Consider the following 21,783-nt stretch of genomic DNA (forward strand, 5'->3'; position numbering starts at 1 on the left):
CCCTGACCCGACGGGAGAACCAACCATGCATTGGCTCCAGACAAGCACCACCGGCCTGCTGCTGCTCTGCGCCGCAGCGATCGCCGTGCTCCTCTTCCTGATCATCAAGGTGAAGCTCGAACCCTTCATCGCCCTCTTCATCAGCGGCATCGGCCTCGCCGTCGCCGCCGGCCTGTCCGTCGAGCAGATGGTGGGCACCGCGCTCTCCGCGAAGGAGTCGCTCATCGAGACCGGCTTCGGCGGCGTACTGGGCCACATCGCGCTCATCATCGGTCTCGGCACCGTCCTCGGGTCACTGCTCGAGCGGTCCGGCGGCGCCGATGTCCTGGCCGCGAGGCTGATCGGCATCTTCGGCGAGCGCGGCACCCCGGTCGCGATGGGCCTGGTCGGCCTGATCTTCGGCATCCCGGTCTTCTTCGACATCGGCATCTTCGTGCTCGCGCCGCTGGTCTACGTCGCCGCTCACCGCGGCGGCAAGTCGCTCGTCCTCTACGCCCTCCCGGTCCTCGCGGGCCTGTCGATGACGCATGCCTTCCTGCCTCCCCACCCCGGCCCCACTGCCCTGGGCGGACTCCTCGGCGTCGACCTCGGCTGGCTGATCATCATGGGCCTGCTGTGCGGCCTGCCCGCGTTCGCCGCGGCCGGGATCCTCTTCCCCACGTGGATCGCCCGGCGGGTCCAGGTCTCCGTGCCCGAGGAGTTCCTGGTCGCGGAGACCGAGGCGGAGCAGGACAAGACGCCCACCACCCCGGTCGCGCTCTCCCTCGTCCTCGGGGTCATCGCGGTGCCGCTGGTCCTGATCCTCGGCGCGACCTTCGGCACGATGCTGCTCGACCCGGGCCGGCTGCTCAGCCTGCTCACCTTCTTCGGCAACCCGGCGATCGCGCTCACCATCGCCGTGCTCCTCGCCTTCTGGCTGCTCGGCATCCGGCGCGGGATGAGTCTCGAGGAGATCTCCGAGTTCACCGGTGCCTCGCTGCGGCCGGTCGGCATGATCCTGCTCGTCGTCGGCGCCGGCGCGTTCTTCGGCGCGGTGATCACCGCGACCGGTGTGGGCACCGCGCTCGCCGAGGTGCTCTCCGACGCCGGCCTGCCGATCCTGCTGCTGGCCTACGTCATCTCCTGCGCGCTCCGGATCGCCCAGGGCTCCGCGACCGTGGCGATCGTGACCACCGGCGGCATCATCGCGCCGACCCTCGGCACCGGCTACTCGCAGCCCGAGCTCGCCGTGATCGCGGTCGCGATCGCCGCCGGCTCGATCATCCTCAGCCACGTCAACGACGGTGGCTTCTGGATCGTCTCGCGCTACTTCAACCTCACCGTGAAGCAGACCCTGGCCACCTGGACCGTGCTGGAGACGGTGCTCTCGATCGTCGGGTTCGCGGCCGCCGCCGTGGCCTGGGCGATCGTCTGAGCCCCAGGCCGACCTGCTAGGCCGACGCCCACGCCTGCGCGAGCAGGTCGCGGGTGTCGGTCAGCAGCTGCGGCAGGGTCTTGGTGCGGCCGATGATCGGCATGAAGTTCTGGTCGCCGACCCAGCGGGGCACGATGTGCTGGTGCAGGTGGGCGGCGATGCCTGCGCCGCCCGCGGTGCCCTGGTTCATCCCGATGTTGAAGCCCTCGGCGCGCGAGACGCCGGCGAGGGTGCGTACGGCCTGCTTGGTCAGCACCGCCATCTCGGCGGCCTCCTCGTCGGTGGTCTCGACGTAGCCGGCGATGTGGCGGTAGGGGCACACCATCATGTGGCCCGGGGCGTACGGATAGAGGTTGAGCACCACGAAGCAGGTCTCGCCGCGGTGGACGACCAGACCCTCGGCATCCTCGAGCGTCGGCACCCGGCAGAACGGGCACTCCGTCTCCGAGGGGTCGGTGGGCTTGTTCTCGCCGCGGATGTAGGCCATCCGGTAGGGCGTCCACAGGCGCTCCAGACCGTCGCCCTCGCCGATGCCGTCCTGGATGAGCACCCCGTCCATCTCTGTCACGCGGCAAACACTACTTAACCCCTCACAGGCCCATTCAGGACAGGCTCAGTCGGTCGCTTCCCCGCCCCGCAGCGCGTACGCCCCGGCGACGGCTGCGGCGAGCAGCACGACCACGCAGGCTGCCGTGATCCCGGACAGTGCCTGCCAGGGGAACGTCAGCGGTGCGCCGGGCACGTCGCGTACGACCGCTTGCCGCAACAGCCAGCCCGTGAACCCGGTGGCCGCGCCGCCGACCAGCAGAGCGCCGGCGCCGGTGAAGACCGTCTCCCAGAGCGCGGTCCGGCGCACCTGTGCCGGGGTGGCGCCGACGAGCCGGGCGGTGGCGGTCTGGCGGCGGCGCTGGCTCGCCCCGATCAGGACCGCGTTGACGGCCGCGATCGCGGCGTAGATCCCGGCAGGGCCGAGCATCACCCACAGCACGACCGTGTTCATCTCGCGTGCCTCGGCCGACACCGCTCCGACCCACTCCTCGCCGGTGCTCACCTCGGCCCCGGTCTCCCTGATCGACCGTGCGGTCCCGGCGACGTCTGCGCCGGCGTCGGTGTGCACGAAGACCGTTCCGGTGTCGCGGGCGACCCTGTCGATGCGTGGCAGATCGTCGGGCACGATGATGTCGCTCCACAGGTTCGGGGCGTCGGGCACGACCGCGACCAGGCGCACCTTGACGCTCCGGCCGTCGATGCGCATCCGGCGGGTCTGGCCGACCCGGCCGCCGAGATCGGTGACGTAGGAGGCGGTGACCGCCATCGCGCGGCCGTGCAGGTCGGCGAGACTCCCCTGCGTCGCCTGCAGACTGCGCGTCGCGGCAGCGCCGGAGACATCGACGACCTCGACGTCCTCGGGAACGCCCCCGAAACCGACCTGCGCCGTGCGGCGTACGTCGCTCACATCCACCCCGGGCACGCCCTGGATCCGCTCGGGGCGCTCGGCCTCGACGACCAGCTCCGACCTGAGAGCGGCTCGGTCGGCGCCCTCGCTCCAGTCGGCGGTCGCACCGACCGCGAGCACCATCGAGCCGGCCACCGCCATGATGGCCACCACCGGCGCCGCCACCGCGGCGGTCATTCGGCTGCTGGTGCGGGCGAGGTCGCGGGCCAGATGCGCCGCCGGGTCCCGTCCTGACACCGTGGCACCAGCGAGAGCAGCGAGCTCGGTGTAGAGCAGGCCACCCACCGCGTTGACCCCGATCACGGCGACGATCGGCAGGAACATGCCCACGAGCAGGGCGAACAGCAGCGGCATCTCGGGAGCGACGACGGCGCTCGCGACCAGCGCGCCGGCCGCGGTGAGCGCGACCAGCGCCTGGACCACCGTGGGCCGTCGCCGCTCGAGAACCGCGTCGCGGAGCGCCTCGACCGGCTGCGTACGTCCCGCCCGGGCGCCGGCGCGCCAAGCCCCGACCAGCGCGACGCCGACACCGCAGGAGGCGGCGATCGCCCATCCGGTGCCCTGGCTCGGCATCGCGAGCAGGACCGGAGTGACCCCGGCCTGGTGCAGGATGCGCAGCACCGGCACCGTCACGGCGGTGCCGAGCAGGCAGCCCGCGACCGTGCCGACGGCCGCGACCGCGAGCGCCTCTCCGAGCAGCAGGGTCCGCACCTGGCGCGGGGTGGCGCCGAGCAGGCGGAGCAGGCCGAGCTCGCGGCGCCGGGTGGCCACCACGAACCCGAAGGTCGAAGAGACCACGAAGAGCGCCAGGAAGAGCGAGATGCCGGCCATGATCCCGAACAGCGACCCGAGGTCGTCAATCTGCGTCCGGGTCTGCGGGTCCAGCCCGTCGGTGGCCGTGCCGAGCGCTCCCAGCATGTTGGTGGCGAGGGTGATCAGGGCGATACCGCCGGCGAGGGCTACGGCGGCCCCGGCGTACGGAGGCCACGACTGACGCAGGCTCTTCAGGCTGTGCGCGACCATCGCGACGACGCTCATCGCACGGGCTCCAGCTCGGCCATGCGGGCGGCGATCCGGGCGGCGTCGCTGCGCCCCAACTGCCCCACGACCCGGCCGTCGGCGAGGAACAGCACGCTGTCGGCGTACGAGGCGGCGAGCGGGTCGTGGGTGACCATCACGACCGTCTGCGCCGGCCCGTGCGTGACCGGCGCGTCGACGAGATTTCGCAGCAGCTCGAGCACGTCGCGTCCGGCGTGGCGGTCCAGTGCGCCGGTGGGCTCGTCGGCAAAGAGCACCGCGGGCCGGGCGTGCAGCGCACGCGCGATGGCGACGCGCTGCTGCTGGCCGCCGGAGAGCTCCGGCGGCCGCCTCCGGGCCAGCCCGTGCAGACCGACCTGCTCGAGAGCTCCGATCACCTCGGCCCGATTCGGGCGCCGCCCGGCGAGGCGGGTGGGAAGGGCGACGTTGTCGTACGCGGTGAGAGCGTCCAGCAGGTTGTACTGCTGGAACACGAAGCCCATCATCTGTCGGCGCAGCTTCGTCAGCGTCGTCCGGTTCAGGCCGGCCAGGGCGGTGCCCGCGACCCGGACGCTGCCCCGGGTGGGCCGGTCCAGGCCGGCGGCGATCTGCATCAGCGTGGACTTGCCCGATCCCGACGGGCCCATGATCGCGGTGAACGTCCCGGAGGCGAAGGCATGGCTCACGCCCCGCAGGGCGTCGACCTTGCCGGAGCGGGAGCGATAGGTGCGGGTGACGTCGTCGAGCACGACGGCGGGCGGGCCGGGCGGCCGGGGCGCGTGGATGGCGTCCGGGATGGTGGCGGTCATGGTTTCCAGCAAACGCCTCGTACGCGGCGCGCACACGGGCGCAGACGCCACGGCGAGGTAGCGCGTGCGCTACCCCGCCGCGGGGACGCGAGTGCCTAGGCTCGAGAGTCATGAGACCACCACCCGACGTCTGGGCCGCGCTGCGCTCCTCCCCCTGGCGGCTGCTCGCCTCCAGCTGGCCTTGGCGCGCCCTGGTCTACCTGGCCTCCGGTGCCCTGATCGGTCTCGTCGTCGCCTTCCTGCTGTTCGTGCTGATCGGCGTCGGACTGCTCACCCTGGTCCTCCTGGTCGGGCTGCTGGTTCTCGCCGGGATCCCGCTGCTGGCGGCGCTCGTCGCCGACGTGGAGCGGGTACGCCTCCGGCTGATCCTCCCCGACGCCCGTCCCGGGTCCGCCGGGCCGCCGGAGCCGATCGCCTGGAGCGACCGGCTCCGGGCCCTGCGCCGGCTGCGGATCTCCGGGCCCGAGGTCGGCTACACCGTGCTGGTCGCCACGGTGCTGTGGGTGGCCGACGCCGTCGTGCTCAACCTGATCATCACCATCCCGGGTGTGCTCGTGCTCGCCCCGGTCCTGGTCCGGCTCGACGCTCCCGTCGCGTTCGGTCCCTGGGAGCTCACCACGCCTACCGAGGCCTGGATCGCCGTGGCCCCGGGGCTGGTGCTGCTGATCGCCGGTCTGTACGCCGCCACCCTCCTCGCCGCCGCCCAGGCCAGCCTGGCGCGGCTCCTGCTCGAACCGGCCCAGACCCGGCTGGCCGCGGCCGTCGACGAGCTGCGCCGGTCCCGTGTCGAGCTCGTCGATGCCTTCGAGACCGAGCGCAGCCGGATCGAGCGCGACCTCCACGACGGCGCGCAGCAGCGGCTGGTCGCGCTGACCATGACCCTCGGCCTGGCCGAGCTGGAGGTGCCCGAGGGTGCCGGGCTCGACCTCGTCCGGCAGGCGCACACTCAGGCCGAGACGGCGCTGGCCGAGCTCCGCGCCACGGTCCGCGGGATCCATCCGCGGGTACTGGTCGACCACGGGCTCACCGCTGCCGTCCGGGAGCTCGCCGACGCCGCCGGGCTGCCGGTCTCGGTCGACCTGCGTGTGGACGGCCGGTTGCCGGCGCCGGTCGAGGCCGCGGCGTACTTCGTGGTGGCCGAGGCGCTCACCAACGCGGTCCGCCATGCCGGTGCCCGCTCCGCCCGCGTGCAAGGGCAGGTCACCGGTGACCGGCTGGAGGTCTGCGTACGCGATGATGGGGCCGGCGGCGCGACCGTGCGTCCCGGGGGCGGACTCGCCGGCCTCGCCACTCGATTGGCCGCCCTGGACGGCCACCTGGAGGTCACCAGCCCACCGGGCGGACCGACGGAAGTGAGGATGACGTGCCCGACCGTGCTCCCCTGAGGATCGTCCTGGCCGAGGACGCCGCGCTGCTGCGCGAGGGCCTCCTCGCCATCCTCGAGCGAGCCGGCCACGAGGTCATCGCCGCGGTCGGCGACGCGGACGCCCTGCTCGCCTTCACCGACCACACCCGCCCCGACGTGGTGATCACCGACATCCGGATGCCTCCGACCCACACCGACGAGGGGCTGCGTGCCGCGGCCGAGCTCCGCCGGCGGCACCGCGACCTGGCCGTCCTGGTGCTCTCGGCCTACGTCGCCGACGCCTACCTCGCCGAGCTCCTCGACACCACCGGTGGCGGCGGTATCGGCTACCTCCTCAAGGACCGGGTCGGCCATGTCCGGGACTTCCTCGACAGCCTGGACCGGGTCGCCGGCGGCGAGACCGTCGTCGACCCCCAGGTCGTACGCGGCCTCCTCAACCGGCACCAGCCCGACGGTCCGCTCGACGTGCTCTCGAAACGCGAGCGAGAGGTCCTGGCCCTGATGGCCGAGGGCCGCACCAACGGCAGCATCGCCACCGCGCTGTTCGTCTCCGAGGCCGCCGTACGCAAGCACGTCGGCAACATTTTCGCCAAGCTCCGGCTCGACCCCACCACCGACCGACGCGTCTCCGCCGTCCTCGCCTACCTGCGCGAGGCCTAGCGGAGCAGCGAACGGATCAGAAGGTGATCCCCCGGGCGGCGAACCGGTCGCGGACCAGGTCGGCGGCCGCCTGGCCGTCGCGAGCAGCCGCTGCGGCGTACGTCTCCGCGGCCGCGGCCTGGAAGCTGGTGTCCGGGGCGTAGGAGAACTGGGAGTAGATCAGGGTGGTGTCCCAGTCGCGGGTGGAGAGACCGAGGGCCTCGTAGCCCTCGCGGATCTCCCACAGCGCCTGGCTCCAGATCTGGCCGTCGTAGTGGACCTGGTTGCGGCGGTCCTCGAGGGTCAGGTCGAGGTGGAAGCTGCGGATGCAGTGCGGGGCGTCGGTGTAGGAGGTCGCGTCCCAGTCCATCGGGCAGGAGGGGTCGGCGGCGACCGGCCAGCCGTACTCCGAGGCGGCGTCAAGCCCGACGGTCACGGCGAGGTAGTCGCCGAACGACTCCCCGATCGCGCCGGCGTCGAGGCTGCTGCCGTAGCCGGGCACCTGGTCGGCGTGGACGGCGTGCCCGTACTCGTGGACGATCACCTCGGCGTCCTCGGCGTCATCGACGCCGCCCTTGCCCAGCCGGATCCGGAACGGCTTGTCGGTCTGGTAGGAGTTGTCGCCGCCGTACTGGTTGATCTTGACCGAGAACGGCTCGTTCAGCACGCCCGGGAGCGTCTCACCGAAGCCGAGGGTGTGCAGGTAGGTCTGCGCCCGGGTGACCCAGAAATAGCCCATGACCTGCTCGAACTGGTCCTGGTGGCGGTCGTAGGAGTAGCTGTTGGTCGTGGAGTACGCCGGCGTGCCGGTGCTCGACTCGACGACGGCGTAGTCGCCGCGGAGGTAGCCCGAGCCGTCCAGGTGGGTGAGCGGCACCAGGGCGTAGGCGCTGTCCGGGACGGCGCTCGCGGCGTCCTTCTGGTCGGTCAGGTCCTGGTCGTTGCTGGACTGGACCGGGTTGACCATGAACACGCGAGCAGTGCCCTCGGAGGAGCCGCTGCCCGGGGCCGCGGTGACCGGGCTCAGCGGGACGGCGAACCCGGCGGTTGCCGCCAGTCCGGCGGTGACGGCGATCGAGAGTCTGCGCATGTGGGGCATGGTCTTCTCCTGGAATGAACGGCCGAGCGGCCGGGTGATACCGGGAGGCTATACCGCGAGGATGTCCTTGGACAGGAGTTCTTCCAGAGGAAGGTCGGGGTCGAGCTCGATCCCGAAACCGCGGGCGTGGCCGTCGATGACGAACCAGATGGACTGGGCGGTGAGCCGCTCCAGCGTCTCCGCGGGCAGGCGCTCGCCGGTGCGGGTCAGCCAGCGGCGTACGGCACCGAAGACGGCGCCGACCAGACCGTAGATCAGCGGGTCGAGGGCCTCGGCCTCCTCCTCGGTGGGCTTGCCCCCAAGAGCCAGGACGGCGGTGCCGACGATCGCGGAGATCCGGCCGGCGAGCTGCTCCATCCCCTGCTGGAAGGGGCCGTCGTCGCCGCCGTCGATGTCGTGGTCGGCGGCGAGGTGGAGCGCCGGATGGGCCCGGGCCCAGCGGACGTAGGTGCCGATGATCCGCTCGATGATCTCCGGCACGGTGCCGTCGAGGGTGATCCCGGGCATCAGGTCGGACCAGAGGCCGTCGAGGATCGCCTGCTGTACGGCCCGGTCGAGGTCGGCGCGGTCCTCGAAGTGGCGGTAGATGACCGTGCGAGACAGTCCGGCGCGAACCGCGATCTGCTGCACCTGCACGTCGGCGCCGGGCTCACCGGCCTCGATCACCGCGATCGCGGCATCGATGATCTGCTGGCGGCGCTGCTCGTTGTGCTTGCTCCACCGGTCCTGCCGACCGTCGCGCTTCTCCCCGGCCACCCGCTTCTCCCCCTGCTCCCGTGCTCCCCGAATTCAACCCGGTGTCGAGAGCGTCTCAGCGCTCCTTGCGACGCCCAAGAGAGTATCGGGGTTTCCGCGACTTCGCGGCGATGCCCCGCATCTCCTCGAGATCAGTGATCTTCACCCGCGGACGGCCGGACTCGGCGCCGCGTCGCTTCTCCTCACGGTCGATCGCCTGCCAGCCGGCCAGGTCGACCATGCCGGGCTGGCGGCTGCGTACGACCGCGGTGATCTCGCCGGCGTCACCGACCGGAGCCGGGATGCGGTCCGTGTCGAGGTCGTCGAGCACCTGCTCGACGGTCTCCTCGGCGTCGGACTTGTTGGTGCCGATGAAGCCGTTGGGACCACGCTTGACCCAGCCCGCGACGTAGACGCCCGGGAGCACCCGGCCGCGCTCGTTGGGGACGGTGCCGGTCGCGGCGTCATAGGGGAGGTCGGCCACGGGCAGGCCCTTGTAGCCGACCGCGCGCAGCAGCATCCCGGTCTCGAGGACCTCGGTCTCGCCGGTGGGAACCGCCCGGACGACACCGTTCTCGTCGCGCTGGAGGCGGTTGCGGCCGACCTCGACCCCGGTGACCCGACTCTCGCCCAGCACGCGCACCGGCGAGCTGAGGAAGCGAAGGACGATCGTACGCAGCTCCGGACGCACCTCGCGGCCGGCGAGCTCGCGCAGCAGCCGGCTGGTGGTGTCACCGCCGGCCAGCGCCTCCTCGAGCGGGAGGTCACCGGTGTCGACGACGACGTTGACACCGGAGTGCCCCATCAGCCCGACCAGCTCGGGGACGGTGAAGGCCGCCTCCCCGGGCCCCCTGCGCCCGAGGACGACGACCTCCTTCACCGCGCTGTGGCGCAGGACCGCCAGCGGTCCCTCGGCGATGTCGGTGCCCGCCAGCCGCTCCGGGTCCTCGGCGAGGATCCGGGCGCAGTCGAGCGCCACGTTGCCGTTGCCGACCAGGACGACCCGCCCCGAAGGGATGGACTCCGGGTCGAGGTGGACGGGCAGGTCCTGCTTGTCCGGGTGGCCGTTGTACCAGCCGACGAAGTCGGTCGCGCTCAGCGATCCGGGCAGGTCGTCGCCCTCGATCCCGAGAGCGCGGTCGCTCGCCGCGCCGACGGTGTAGACGACGGCGTGGTAGCGGGCGGTCAGCTCGGCGTGGGAGACGTCCTTGCCGACCTCGACGCCCAGGAAGTAGCGGAACCCGGGCTGCGACTCGATCTGCGCGAAGAGCTTCTCGACCTGCTTGGTGTTCTGGTGGTCGGGCGCGACGCCGGCCCGGACCAGGCCGTACGGCGTCGGCAGCCGGTCGAAGACGTCGACGGTGATCTCGGGGTGCTTGAGCAGCTCGTCGGCGGCGTACATCCCCGCCGGCCCGGCGCCGACCACCGCGACCCGGAACGGTCCGGTGCGGGTCAGCCGGCGCTGGGGGTGGACCAGAGCGAGCGGGGTGCGGTCCTTGTGCGGGAAGACCTCGAAGTACTCCGCGTTGATCGCCAGGAACGGCGTCTGCGCTGCGGTCAGGGTCGTGTGCGGGACGATCGCGTCGGCCGGGCAGGCCGTGACGCAGGCTCCGCAGTCGACGCAGCTCTTGGCGTCGACGTAGAGCATCTCGGCCTCCCCGAAGCCGGGCTCGCCCGGGGCGGGGTGGATGCAGTTGACCGGGCAGGCGACCACGCACGAGGCGTCCGCACAGCACGACTGGGTGACGACGTGAGGCACTTGTGGCTACCGTTCTAGGGCGTCGGGCTCAGATGGATCAGTAGGACGCCGCGCGCGGCTCGGCGCGGAAGCGCGAGGCGCGACCGTCGATGCCGGTCATCCTCCACAGCAGCTTGGCCGGGCCCTTGCGGATGCCGAGGTTGTCGGCCAGGAGGCGTACGTCACCGAAGAGGTCACGCAGCAGCTTCTCGGACTCCTCCGACTTCCACCAGATCTCGCGGGCGACCTCGTCCGGGATGCCCATGTCGTGGCGGGCCTGCTTGCTCGGCACCATGATCACGTCGCAGAGCAGGCGCATGATGATCGGGAAGATGTAGGCCAGCAGGGTCTTCTTCACGCGGCCGAGCTCGGGCACGTGCTGCTCGAGGTACTGGTGGGCGAAGCCGATGTGACGGGCCTCCTCGGCGATGTGGATCTGCATGATCCGGTTGGCCGCGGGGTGGCTGCCACCGGATCGCATCGCACCCTTCTGCAGGTGGTCGATCGGCTCCTCACCTGCGAGGATGCCGGTGAAGAACGCCTCCGGGAAGAACGCGCCCGCCGAGGCCATGAAGGGCACCAGGACCTTGAAGTACGTCGGCGCGCCCGCCACGTCCGGGTTCACCCGGTTGACGAACTCCTGGAACATCTGGGTGTGGTGGGTCTCCTCGGTCACCTCGTGAGTCGCGTAGCGGAACTCCGGGTTGTTGTTCTTCGACCAGACCAGGTGGTTCATGACACCGCCGATGAGCAGCTGCTCGAACTGCAGGCCGACCTTGGCGACCTGGGCCCAGCGGTACATCCCGATCTCGATCTGGCGCTCCTTGGACAGCGCCTTGTACCAGGGGTGGGCGCCGATCTCGTCGGCGTCGTTGAGGATCCAGCGCTCATCGTCGGGCAGCACCGCGAGCTCGTCGGAGTCCCAGTCGATGTCCTTGAACGGGTCGAAGTGCACCTCCACCGAGGCCTCGGACAGCGTACGAAGCGTGTCGAGGTAGGCCTGCTTGCCCTGGCGGACGTATCCAGTGGACTTCTCATCCTGAACGGCGGTCATGACGATCGCTCCTTCACCGTTGAGTTCTACGTTGAGCTGCTAACGACGTGACTCACGTTACCCGGACACGCGTCCCGATAACAAGAGTACGCGCGACTTCGTGTCACGTTTATCTTTCCGCCGCTCAGGGACGCCACGAAATGCCGCGAGGGCGGTGCGTGACGTTCACGCACCGCCCTCGAGAGGTTTCGGATCAGACCTGCTCGTGCGACTCCACAGCAGCAACGATCCGCTCGATGGCCTCGTCGACCGGGATGCCGTTCTCCTGGTGACCGTCGCGGTAGCGGAAGCTGACCGCACCCTTCTCGACGTCCTCGCCACCGGCGATCAGCATGAACGGGATCTTCTGGAGCTGGGCGTTGCGGATCTTCTTCTGGAAGCGGTCGTCGGACTCGTCGACCTCGACCCGGATGCCCTTGGCCTTCAGCTTGGCGGCGACCTCGTAGAGGTAGTCGTCGAACGCGTCGGCGACCGGGATCCCGACGACCTGGACCGGGGCGAGCCACGGCGGCATGGCGCCGGCGTAGTGCTCGACCAGCACACCCAGGAACCGCTCGATCGAGCCGAACTTGGCCGAGTGGATCATCACCGGCTGCTGGCGGGTGCCGTCGGCGGCCTGGTACTCCAGGTTGAACCGGTCCGCGGCGGGCTGGTTGAAGTCGTACTGCACCGTGCCCATCTGCCAGGTCCGGCCGATGGCGTCCTTGGCCTGGACGGAGATCTTCGGTCCGTAGAATGCCGCGCCGCCCGGGTCGGGCACGAGGTCGAGACCGGTCTCGCTCGCGACGTCCTCGAGGATCTTCGTCGCCTCGGCCCAGTCCTCGTCGCTGCCGACGAACTTGTCCTTGTTGGAGTCGTCGCGGGTCGACATCTCCAGGTAGAAGTCGTCGAGACCGAAGTCCTTGAGCACGGTCAGCATGAAGTCGAGCAGGTGCTTGACCTCGGCCGGCGCCTGCTCCTTGGTGCAGTAGGAGTGGGAGTCGTCCTGGGCGAAGCCACGCACGCGGGTGAGCCCGTGGATGACGCCCGACTTCTCGTTGCGGTAGACCGACCCGAACTCGAACAGCCGCAGCGGCAGCTCGCGGTAGGAGCGCCCGCGCGAACGGAAGATCAGGTTGTGCATCGGGCAGTTCATCGCCTTGAGGCGGTAGTCCTGCCCGTCCACGTCCAGCGCCGGGAACATGCCGTCGCCGTAGTAGGGCAGGTGACCCGAGGTGTGGAAGAGCTGCTCCCGCGCGATGTGCGGGGTGCCGACGTACTCGAAGCCGTGCTCGATGTGCTTGGCGCGTACGTAGTCCTCCATCTCCCGCTTGATGATCCCGCCCTTGGGGTGGAAGACCGGAAGGCCGGAGCCGATCTCGTCCGGGAAGGAGAAGAGGTCGAGCTCGCGGCCGAGCTTGCGGTGGTCGCGGCGCTCGGCCTCCTCGATCCGGACCAGGTGGGCGTCGAGCGCCTCCTTGGACTCCCAGGCGGTGCCGTAGATGCGCTGGAGCTGCTTGTTCTTCTCGTCGCCACGCCAGTACGCCGCGGCGCTGCGCATCAGCTTGAAGGCCGGGATCCGCTTGGTGGTCGGCAGGTGCGGCCCGCGGCACAGGTCCTTCCACGCGATCTCGCCGTTGCGGTCGAGGTTGTCGTAGATGGTCAGCTCGCCGCCGCCGACCTCGGCGCTGGCACCTTCGGCAGCGTCGGCAGCCGAGCCCTTGAGGCCGATCAGCTCGAGCTTGTAGGGCTCCTCGGCCAGCTCGACGCGGGCGTCGTCGTCGGTGGTGACCCGGCGGGAGAACTTCTGGTTGGCCTTGATGATCTTCTTCATCCGGGACTCGATCTTGACCAGGTCCTCCGGGTGGAACGGGGTCTCGACGTCGAAGTCGTAGTAGAACCCGTCGGTGATCGGCGGCCCGATGCCGAGCTTGGCCTCCGGGAAGAGCTCCTGCACCGCCTGCGCCATCACGTGCGCGGTCGAGTGACGCAGGATGTCGTGGCCGTCCTTGGAGTCGATCAGGACGCCCTCGACGGCGTCGCCGTCGACCAGCTCGTAGGAGAGGTCCTTCAGGTCCTCGCCGACCCTGGCCGCGATCACGTCGGGGTTGTCCGCGAAGAGCTCCCACGCCTTCGTGCCCGTAGTGACCGCCCGTTCCTCGCGCCCGTCGGGGGTGAGTACGGCGATCTTGATCTCGGACACGGATGCTCCTGTGGGTTCCAGTGATGTGTGGACCGCGATGCTCGCGCGGCGTTCCGATCGTATCCGCCGCCGGCGGCGTACTGCGAATGGGTGAACCCGTGTCAGATACGGTCGCGAGATAGCCCTCAGCGGCCCGGTCCGCGCCGAGGCTTCGACTCGGTCGCCGGATCCCATAGGGGGCATGCGGCTACACTTCCGCCTCGATCGATCTCCGTCCCGCTCTTTGATCTGAAAGGTCTCGTGCTCCCCACCACCGGCCCCAAGTCCCGTCTCATCGACCCGTCTCGCCGGGTCCGCCGGCTACAGCGGCGTACGTCGACGGCGACCGTCATGATCACCCTGGGCCTCGGCGCGCTGGCGATGCTGTTCCCGGCCACAGTCGTGGCACAGCAGGCGGCCGACCGCTGGAACAGCGGGCAGTGGGCGGAGGTGAGCGTGGTGGAGCGCTGCGAGTTCGACAGCGGCACCGGCGAGATCACCTCCTGCCGGGGCCAGTGGCACGTCGACGGCGAGCGGGTCACCGGAAGCATCCACGGCACCCTGCGCGACATCGGCCGCGACCCCGACCCGTCGAAGGCGACCTTCCGGATGTGGGTGGTCGACTCCGATGCCTACGGAGAGCATGCGATCAACCCGTGGCCGGCCCGCATCGTCGGGATGGGCCGCGATCCGGTGCTCTGGGGCGGGATCGCGCTCACCTTGCTCGGGCTGGTGGTGCTGCCGACGCGGCGGGCGTGGCTGCGTACGCCGGGCGAGGAGACGCTCAGCGAGGACCTCGACATCCGGCTGAGCACCCACCCCGCGCACGGACGGGCCTGGCTGGCGCCGGTCGGGCTGGTCCTCGGCCCGGCGCTCATCGCGCTCGGCGCCTGGGTCGCCACTCGGCCACACTTGCCGATGGTGCTCGTGCTGGCCGGGGGGCTGGTTGCGCTCAGCGGGCTGATCCTCGGGTTCCGGCTGACCTGGCTCGGGCTGCGGCGTCCGGTCGCGGTGGACCTCGGGCTCTATGAGGGCGGCCTGGTCCTGGAGTACGCCCGGCACACCGACGTCATCCTCTGGGAGGACGTGACCAGCATCGATACCGGTGTCGTCGACGAGCGTAAGGCCAACCCTCGCATCGACGTCACCCTGCACCTGGTCACCGGCGCCGCGCTGCGGCTGCCGCGCGTCGACCACCAGCACTCCTTCACCGCCCACATGCACCGGATCGCGTCCGGATCACTGCCGACTGGGTGAGGACGCGGTGCGGTAGCGTCGGCGTCGATGAACCAGATGCGCGCAACCGTGGTCCACAAGGGCGAGCTCTCCGTGCGGTCCGTCCCGCGTCCCGAGCCCGGGCCGGGACAGCTGCTGATCAAGGTGCTGCGCGCCGGGATCTGCGGCTCCGACCTGCACGTCCGAGAGCACGCCGACGAGCTCAACGAGGTGGTCACCGAGCTCGGCTACACCACCGCGATGAAGCCCGAGCAGGAGATCGTCCTGGGCCACGAGATCCTGGGCTCGGTCGTCGCCTACGGCCCGGAGACCCGCGGTCGCTGGGAGCCGGGCACCTCGGTGACCGCGCTGCCGGTGCTGCGTACGGACGGGGCGGTCCACATGGTCGGCTTCGACGTCGACTCCCCCGGCGGTTTCGCGGAGTACTGCGTCGTCCAGGAGGCTTTCACGTTCCCGGTGCCCGACGGCGTCTCACCCGACCAGGCTGCGTTCACCGAGCCGCTGGCGGTCGCCTTCCACGCCGTACGCCGCGGAGCGGTCTCCGCACGGCGCCCGGCCGTGGTCATCGGCTGCGGCCCGATCGGGCTGGCCGTCATCCTCATGCTCAAGGCACAGGGGGTGAAGACGGTGGTCGCCTCCGACCTCTCCCCCGCCCGGCGCGCGCTCGCGGTGAAGTGCGGTGCTGACGTGGTCGTCGACCCCCGCGAGTCCTCGCCGTGGGACGCCTACAAGCAGCGCGGTCCGGTGACGTCGCTGACCGACTATCTGGGCTTCGGGATCGACGCGATGCAGGTCGTACGCCGCATCCCGCTGCTCCCCTGGGAGACCGTGCTGCTCAACGCCGACCGCCTCGGGCAGTCGCCGGCAGGTCCGGTCGTCTTCGAGTGCGTCGGGGTGCCGGGGATGCTCGAGCAGATCATGACCGCGGCGCCGCTGCACACGCGCGTCGTGGTGGTCGGGGTGTGCATGGAGCCGGACACGATCCGGCCGGCGATCGCGATCCACAAGGAGATCGACCTGCGGTTCGTGTTCGGCTACGACCCTGCCGAGTTCGCGCGCACGCTGGAGCTGATCGCCGGCGGGAAGGTCGACCCCTCGCCACTGCACACCGGCACCGTCGGACTCGACGGGGTCGCCCAGGCCTTCTCGGATCTGGCCGACCCGGAGACGCACGCGAAGATCCTCGTCGATCCGTGGGCGTGACGCGAGACACGGCACCGTCGATTCTGGTGGACGGATCACCTACCAGTAGTATCTGATCCACCAGCGGCCCGTTCCGGTCTTGCCCCCGGCCGCTCTCGCCGAACTTTGGACTCGGTAACTCATTATGGCGAGACACCTCGCTTGAAAAGTTGACTCCTTGTCTCAGCAGAGCTTCAGCGCGCTCGGCGTGCCCGCAGACCTCACCGCCGTCCTCGATCACCACGGCATCACCTCCCCCACCCCGATCCAGGCCGCGACCCTGCCGGACTCCCTCGCTGGGCGCGACGTGCTCGGCCGTGGGCGGACCGGGTCGGGCAAGACGTACGCCTTCCTGCTTCCGCTCGTCGCCCGCCTCGCGGGTGGCGCCAGGGCGAAGTCCGGCAAGCCGCGGGCGCTCGTGCTCGCCCCGACGCGTGAGCTGGTCCGCCAGATCGAGGAGTCGCTGCGGCCGCTCGCCGCGGAGGCCGGCCTGAGCGTGCAGACCGTCTTCGGTGGTGTCGGGCAGAACCCGCAGGTCATCGGCCTGCGCAAGGGTGCCGACGTCGTCCTCGCCTGCCCCGGCCGGCTCGAGGACCTGATCGCGCAGCGTCACGCCGACCTGTCCTCGATCGAGGTCACCGTCCTGGACGAGGCCGACCACATGGCCGACCTCGGCTTCCTGCCCGCCGTGCGCCGCCTCCTGGCGACGACGCCGAAGGGCAGCCAGCGCCTCCTCTTCAGCGCAACGCTCGACAAGGGCGTCAACGTGCTGGTCAAGCAGTTCCTCCAGCAGCCGGTCGTCCACGAGGCCGACTCCGCGCAGTCGCCGGTGGCCGAGATGGAGCACCACGTGCTCCACCTCTCCGCCCGCGAGCACCGCATCCCCGTGCTCGCCGACCTCGCCGCCGCTCCGGGCCGCACCGTCGTCTTCACCCGCACCAAGCACGGCGCCAAGGGCGTCGCCCGCCAGCTCGGCCGCGCCGGCATCCCGGCCGTCGAGCTCCACGGCGACCTCTCCCAGAACGCCCGGGTGCGCAACCTGGAGGCCTTCCACTCCGGCCGGGCGACCACCCTGGTGGCCACCGACATCGCCGCCCGCGGCATCCACGTGGACGACGTCACCCTCGTCGTCCACGCCGACCCGCCCGCCGAGCACAAGGCCTACCTGCACCGCTCCGGCCGTACGGCCCGCGCCGGTGCCTCCGGCACCGTGGTCACCCTGATGCTGCCCGACCAGGTCAAGGATGTGCGCACCCTGACCCGGGCCGCCGGGATCAAGCCGACCACCACCCGCCTCGACAGCCCCACGCACCCCATCCTGATCGAGCTGGCGCCCGGCGAGCGGAGCCGTCCCGGCCCGTTCGTGCCCGTCGTCGCCCAGCCCCCGCGCCGCCCCGCCGGCGAGGGCACCGGCAACCGGAAGAGCCGCCCCGGCTCGCGCGCCCGCAAGCGTCAGCGCGCCACCGGCAGCCGCTGACCCCGCCTCCGACTCAAGACTGAGGACGGCGCCCGACCCTGGAACTAGGGTTGGCCGGGTGACTGTGCACGACGACGGCTCCTCCGGCCGGCTGGCGACCTTCTTCGCGACCGACGACGACTGGGAGCGGGAAGGCTCGATCACGCTCGGCGACTGGCTGGTCGGGGCGGTCGTGCTGGTCGCGAGCCTGGTCACCCTGGAGCTGATCCGGGGAGTCGGGACGCTGGATTCGAGCGACGCGCCGACCTGGGTCGAGTGGACGGCGGTGGTGATCGGCGCCGCGCTGCTCGTCTTCAGGCGGCGCTTCCCGCTCACGATCGCGCTCCTGGCCGCGCTGCACATGTTCGTCACCGGCGTGTGGCTCCCGACCGTGATGGGCCTGCTGCCCATGCAGATCATCTACTTCGTCGCCTTCTTCGCCGGGGCCGCCTGGGCACGGCGCCGACGGGACATGGTGGTCGTGATGGGGCTGATCACCCTGTTCATGTTCGCCTGGCTCTCCTGGCAGTTCGCGGTGGGCAGCGGCATCGACGAGATCCGCGAGGCGACCGCCGACGCGGAGGGCTCCTCGCTCATCGGCCCGGTGACCGCCTACGTGCTGCTCACCACCTTGATGAACCTGCTCTACTTCGCTGGTGCGATCGTCGGTGGCCAGGTCGCCTGGCGCGGTGCGCGACAGAAGGCCGAGCTCGCCGAGCAGGCCGCGACCATCGCCGCCCAGTCCGGGCAGCTCCAGCGCCGCGCCGTGATCGACGAGCGCCTACGCATCGCCCGCGAACTGCACGACGTCGTCGCGCACCACGTCGCGGTCGTGGGGGTCCAGGCTGCCGCCGGCCGCAAGCTGCTCGAGCGCGGCCGTCCCGATGACATCGAGGGCGCCGCCGAGGCGCTCGGCAACGTCGAGGCCTCCGCGCGCGAGGGCGTCACCCAGATGCGCTCCCTGCTCGGCACCCTGCGCGACCCGGCCGGCGACGCGGAGACGGAAGCTGAAGGCGTACGCCGCCCGGAGCCGCGGCTCGAGGACCTGCCCACGCTCCTGGACGAGGTGCGCGAGAGCGGGCTGCGGGTCGACTACGAGGCCGTCGGGCCGGTCGAGGAGCTCTCGCTGCCGCTGGCGCACTCGGTCTACCGGATCGTCCAGGAGGCGCTGGCCAACGTACGCCGCCACTCCACCGCCGACCGCGCCCAGGTCGTCCTCCGCGTCGACCGGGCGGCGGCCGCGCCGTACGCGGAGGTCGAGATCACCGACAACGGCCGGCCCCGGCACGGCACCTCCGGCAGCGGCCTGGGTCTGCTGGGCGTACGCGAACGCGCAGCCGTCCGGAAGGCGGAGGTCGACATCGGTCCCAGGGCCGTGCAGGGGTTCCGGGTGCGGGTGCGGTTCCCGCTCGACTCCCCCGTCGCGTCGGCGGGAGCGGCACGATGATCCAGGTACTGCTGGCCGACGACCAGCAACTGGTGCGCTCGGGGTTCCGTCTCATCCTCTCGATGGAGGACGACATCTCGGTGGTCGGTGAAGCCTCCGACGGCGCCGACGCGATCGCGAAGGCGCGCGAGCTGCGGCCCGACGTGGTGCTGATGGACGTACAGATGCCCGGCACCGACGGCATCGAGGCGACGCGCACGGTGGTCGCCGAGGGGCACGCCAAGGTGATCATCCTGACCACCTTCGACCGCGACGACTACCTCTTCGACGCGCTCGCCGCGGGCGCGAGCGGGTTCCTGCTCAAGAACGCCGACCCCGACTCCCTGGCCGAGGCGGTGCGGGCCGCCGCCGACGGGCATGCGCTGCTCGCCCCTGAAGTCACGATGCGCGTGATCGGCCGGGTGACCAGCGACAACGCCCCGTCGGTGCCGCAGCCGAAGCCACCCAGAGAGCTCGAGCTGCTGACCGCTCGGGAGCGCGAGGTGCTGCTCCTCATCGGCGAGGGGCTGAGCAACAACGAGATCGCCCGCCGACTGTTCCTCACCGAGGCGACCGTGAAGACCCACGTATCGGCCTGCCTGGCCAAGCTGCAGCTGCGCGACCGGGTACAGACCGTGGTCTTCATCCACCGTCACGGCCTGCTCCCGGCCGGCCCGCCCAACGGGTGAGGGCGAGCTCATCCTCGCGACGGATCCGCCCGGCGCGGCGCTGAAATAGCGTGGGTCCCGTTCGTTTCCAACGCAGAGGAGATTCGATGCTCGAGGTCAGCGGGCTGACCCGCCGCTTCGGCGAGACGGTCGCCGTCGACGACGTGTCCTTCCCGGTCCCGTCCGGTGGGCTCACCGGGTTCGTGGGCGGCAACGGTGCCGGGAAGACCACCACCATGCGGATGATCATGGGAGTGCTGGCCGCGCACGCCGGAACGGTGTCCTGGCAGGGGCACGAGGTCACCCGCGAGGACCGGCGCCGGTTCGGCTACATGCCCGAGGAGCGCGGCCTCTACCCGAAGCAGCCGATCCTGGACCAGCTGGTCTACCTGGCGCGACTGCGCGGCATGTCCACCGCCGACGCGCGCCGGGAGATCACCGTGCTGCTGGAGCGGTTCGGGCTGGGTGGTCGCACCAAGGATCCGCTGGAGAAGCTGTCGCTGGGCAACCAGCAGCGGGTCCAGATCATCGCCGCGCTCGTCCCCGCGCCGATGGCGCTGATCCTCGACGAGCCCTTCTCCGGGCTCGATCCCGACGCCATCGACGCGATGGCGGACCTGCTGCGCGAGCATGCTCGCGACGGCGTACCCGTCGTCTTCTCCTCCCACCAGCTCGACCTCGTCGACCGGCTGTGCGACCGGCTGGTGGTGATGGCCCGCGGCCGGGTGGTCACCCAGGGGACGGGTGAGGAGCTGCGCGCCGACGCCGCGCTCCGCTACCGGGTCGTGCTCGACGGTGACGCCGGCTGGGTACGCGACCTGCCGGGGCTCCACGTCCGCGACGTCTCCGGCCCCGAGGCCGAGATCGAGGTCGTCTCCGCCGGTGCCGAGCAGAAGCTGCTCACCGAGGCCACCAGCCGTGGGAACGTGCTCGACTTCCACCGCGTCGTACCCCGTCTGTCCGAGATCTACCGGGAGGTCACCGCATGACCACGGTGAAGACCAGAAAACAGCCCGTGTGGCAGATCGTCGCCCGCCGCGAGATCGCGGTCCGCGCCACCGACAAGTCGACCCTGATCGGCACCGCGGTGATGCTCGCGGTGATCGTGGGCGTGCTCGGCTTCACCGCGTGGAGCGAGAGCCGCGAGAAGACCTACGACCTCGCCTACTCCTCCACGGCCTCGCAGGCGATGGTCGAGGGCATCGCCGAGCGTGCCTCCGACATCGACGAGAAGGTACGCATCGTGCCGGTCGCCGTCGACGACGCGGACGCCGCCCGGCACGCGCTCGACGAGGAACAGGCCGATGCCTATCTGCGCCCGGACACCGACGGCTGGACCCTGGTCACGCTCGAGGACGCCGACTCGGAGCTGCGCGACGTGGTCAGCCAGTCGGTCGAGGCGATCGTCCTGGCCGGCAACGCCGACGCGGCCGGCACGACCGCGGCCGAGCTGACCGAAGGCTCGGCGGTCGGAGTCGATCAGCTCGAGGGCGACAGCGAGCTGTCCGCGATCCGCTGGGTGGTCGGGTACGCGCTCGCGATCGTCTTCTACTTCGCCTCGATCATGTTCGGGATGACGCTGGCCAACAGCGTCGTGGAGGAGAAGCAGTCGCGGATCGTGGAGATGATCGCCGCCGCCGTACCGCTGCGGCAGCTCCTCGCCGGCAAGATCATCGGCAACGCCGTCATCGCCGTCGGGCAGATGCTCGTCTATGTGGCCGTCGGGCTCGTCGGCCTGAGCCTGACCGACTTCAGCTTCGCCCTACCGGCCCTGTCCGGCGCCATCGGCTGGTTCGTGGTCTTCTTCCTGATCGGCTTCGTGGTGCTCTCGACCCTGTGGGCGGTCGCGGGCGCGCTCGCCTCCCGCACCGAGGACCTGCAGTCCTCCTCCACCCCGATCACGATGCTGCTCATGGTGATGTTCTTCGGCGCCCTCTACCTCGACGGCGTCGGCGAGCAGATCGGTTCGTACGTCCCACCGCTCTCCGCCGTCCTGATGCCGATGCGCCTGGTCGAGGGCACCGCGGCCTGGTGGGAGCCGATCATCGCCGTGGTCCTGCTCCTCGCCTTCGGCGTAGCCCTGGTACGCCTCGCCGAGCGCCTCTACAGCCGCGCCCTGCTCCAGACCGGCGGCCAGCTCTCCCTCAAGGCGGCCTGGCGGCTCGAGGAGTAGCCGAGGCGTCACCCCCGTCGGCCGAGGCGTCACGTGCGTCGGCCGAGATGGCACCGCGGAGCAGCCGCGGCGAAACGCGGAGCGTTCTCATCGCGACAGGTCTTCATCTTCGCGGCGATCGGCTCCGCGGTGGGCCTGGGAAACATCTGGCGTT

Annotated in this window: 18 protein-coding genes; 10 read left to right on the forward strand and 8 right to left on the reverse strand. The window is 70.8% G+C overall.

Annotated features, from left to right (window positions below; genetic code table 11):
- The first annotated feature begins 25 nt into the window (after positions 1–25).
- The gene (locus ABZY89_RS23735; RefSeq protein ID WP_355231165.1) at positions 26–1,414 is read left to right on the forward strand and encodes a gluconate:H+ symporter; all 1,389 of its coding nucleotides are present in this window, start codon (positions 26–28) and stop codon (positions 1,412–1,414) included.
- A gap of 16 nt (positions 1,415–1,430) precedes the next feature.
- Here the strand turns inward: ABZY89_RS23735 and ABZY89_RS23740 are convergent, their stop codons facing one another.
- The 3 genes from ABZY89_RS23740 to ABZY89_RS23750 are packed head-to-tail and all read right to left on the reverse strand — an operon-like array spanning position 1,431 to position 4,696.
- Positions 1,431–1,973: an HIT domain-containing protein gene (locus ABZY89_RS23740; RefSeq protein WP_355231195.1), complete on the reverse strand. Its 543-nt coding sequence runs from the start codon at positions 1,971–1,973 to the stop codon at positions 1,431–1,433.
- A gap of 54 nt (positions 1,974–2,027) precedes the next feature.
- Positions 2,028–3,908 (reverse strand): FtsX-like permease family protein, encoded by a 1,881-nt coding sequence (locus tag ABZY89_RS23745; protein ID WP_355231167.1) that lies wholly within the window; start codon positions 3,906–3,908, stop codon positions 2,028–2,030.
- Entirely contained in the window at positions 3,905–4,696 is a 792-nt protein-coding gene (locus ABZY89_RS23750) for an ABC transporter ATP-binding protein (protein ID WP_355231168.1), read from the reverse strand. Before ABZY89_RS23750 ends, ABZY89_RS23745 begins: the two co-directional genes overlap by 4 nt.
- A gap of 110 nt (positions 4,697–4,806) precedes the next feature.
- On the opposite strand from ABZY89_RS23750, the gene ABZY89_RS23755 reads away from it, so the two are divergent.
- Positions 4,807–6,081: a sensor domain-containing protein gene (locus ABZY89_RS23755; protein ID WP_355231170.1), complete on the forward strand. Its 1,275-nt coding sequence runs from the start codon at positions 4,807–4,809 to the stop codon at positions 6,079–6,081.
- Entirely contained in the window at positions 6,060–6,722 is a 663-nt protein-coding gene (locus ABZY89_RS23760; RefSeq protein ID WP_355231172.1) for a response regulator transcription factor, read from the forward strand. Before ABZY89_RS23755 ends, ABZY89_RS23760 begins: the two co-directional genes overlap by 22 nt.
- A gap of 16 nt (positions 6,723–6,738) precedes the next feature.
- Here ABZY89_RS23760 and ABZY89_RS23765 read toward each other — a convergent pair whose 3' ends face one another.
- From ABZY89_RS23765 to thrS, 5 genes are all read right to left on the reverse strand, one after another.
- A complete protein-coding gene (locus tag ABZY89_RS23765; protein ID WP_355231174.1) occupies positions 6,739–7,791 on the reverse strand; it encodes a M36 family metallopeptidase in 1,053 nt (350 codons plus the stop codon).
- Between the two features lie 57 nt (positions 7,792–7,848).
- Positions 7,849–8,556, reverse strand: coding sequence for a TetR/AcrR family transcriptional regulator (locus ABZY89_RS23770; protein ID WP_355231176.1), 708 nt, complete (start codon positions 8,554–8,556; stop codon positions 7,849–7,851).
- A 55-nt stretch (positions 8,557–8,611) separates the two neighbouring features.
- Complete coding sequence (locus tag ABZY89_RS23775; protein ID WP_355231178.1) at positions 8,612–10,294, reverse strand: FAD-dependent oxidoreductase; 1,683 nt, start codon at positions 10,292–10,294, stop codon at positions 8,612–8,614.
- A 37-nt stretch (positions 10,295–10,331) separates the two neighbouring features.
- Complete coding sequence (locus ABZY89_RS23780) at positions 10,332–11,327, reverse strand: diiron oxygenase (protein WP_355020188.1); 996 nt, start codon at positions 11,325–11,327, stop codon at positions 10,332–10,334.
- A 193-nt stretch (positions 11,328–11,520) separates the two neighbouring features.
- On the reverse strand, positions 11,521–13,509 hold the full coding sequence (gene thrS / locus ABZY89_RS23785) for a threonine--tRNA ligase (RefSeq protein WP_355231180.1): 1,989 nt from the start codon (positions 13,507–13,509) through the stop codon (positions 11,521–11,523).
- Between the two features lie 240 nt (positions 13,510–13,749).
- Here thrS and ABZY89_RS23790 point away from each other — a divergent pair, with 240 nt between their 5' ends.
- From ABZY89_RS23790 to ABZY89_RS23820, 7 genes are all read left to right on the forward strand, one after another.
- Positions 13,750–14,745, forward strand: coding sequence for a hypothetical protein (locus tag ABZY89_RS23790; protein WP_355231182.1), 996 nt, complete (start codon positions 13,750–13,752; stop codon positions 14,743–14,745).
- Positions 14,746–14,772: 27 nt separating this feature from the next.
- The gene (locus tag ABZY89_RS23795; protein WP_355231184.1) at positions 14,773–15,927 is read left to right on the forward strand and encodes a zinc-binding dehydrogenase; all 1,155 of its coding nucleotides are present in this window, start codon (positions 14,773–14,775) and stop codon (positions 15,925–15,927) included.
- Between the two features lie 157 nt (positions 15,928–16,084).
- Positions 16,085–17,383, forward strand: a complete 1,299-nt coding sequence (locus ABZY89_RS23800; protein ID WP_355231185.1) for a DEAD/DEAH box helicase — start codon at positions 16,085–16,087, stop codon at positions 17,381–17,383.
- Between the two features lie 58 nt (positions 17,384–17,441).
- Positions 17,442–18,809, forward strand: coding sequence for a histidine kinase (locus tag ABZY89_RS23805; RefSeq protein WP_355231187.1), 1,368 nt, complete (start codon positions 17,442–17,444; stop codon positions 18,807–18,809).
- Positions 18,806–19,477, forward strand: a complete 672-nt coding sequence (locus ABZY89_RS23810) for a response regulator transcription factor (RefSeq protein ID WP_355231189.1) — start codon at positions 18,806–18,808, stop codon at positions 19,475–19,477. The genes ABZY89_RS23805 and ABZY89_RS23810 overlap by 4 nt, the downstream gene beginning before the upstream one ends.
- A gap of 86 nt (positions 19,478–19,563) precedes the next feature.
- Positions 19,564–20,445, forward strand: a complete 882-nt coding sequence (locus ABZY89_RS23815; protein WP_355231191.1) for an ATP-binding cassette domain-containing protein — start codon at positions 19,564–19,566, stop codon at positions 20,443–20,445.
- Positions 20,442–21,629, forward strand: a complete 1,188-nt coding sequence (locus ABZY89_RS23820) for an ABC transporter permease (RefSeq protein WP_355231193.1) — start codon at positions 20,442–20,444, stop codon at positions 21,627–21,629. The genes ABZY89_RS23815 and ABZY89_RS23820 overlap by 4 nt, the downstream gene beginning before the upstream one ends.
- Positions 21,630–21,783: the final 154 nt, after the last annotated feature.

The sequence above is a fragment of the Nocardioides sp. NPDC006303 genome, from assembly GCF_040613175.1.
Taxonomy (GTDB): Bacteria; Actinomycetota; Actinomycetes; order Propionibacteriales; family Nocardioidaceae; genus Nocardioides.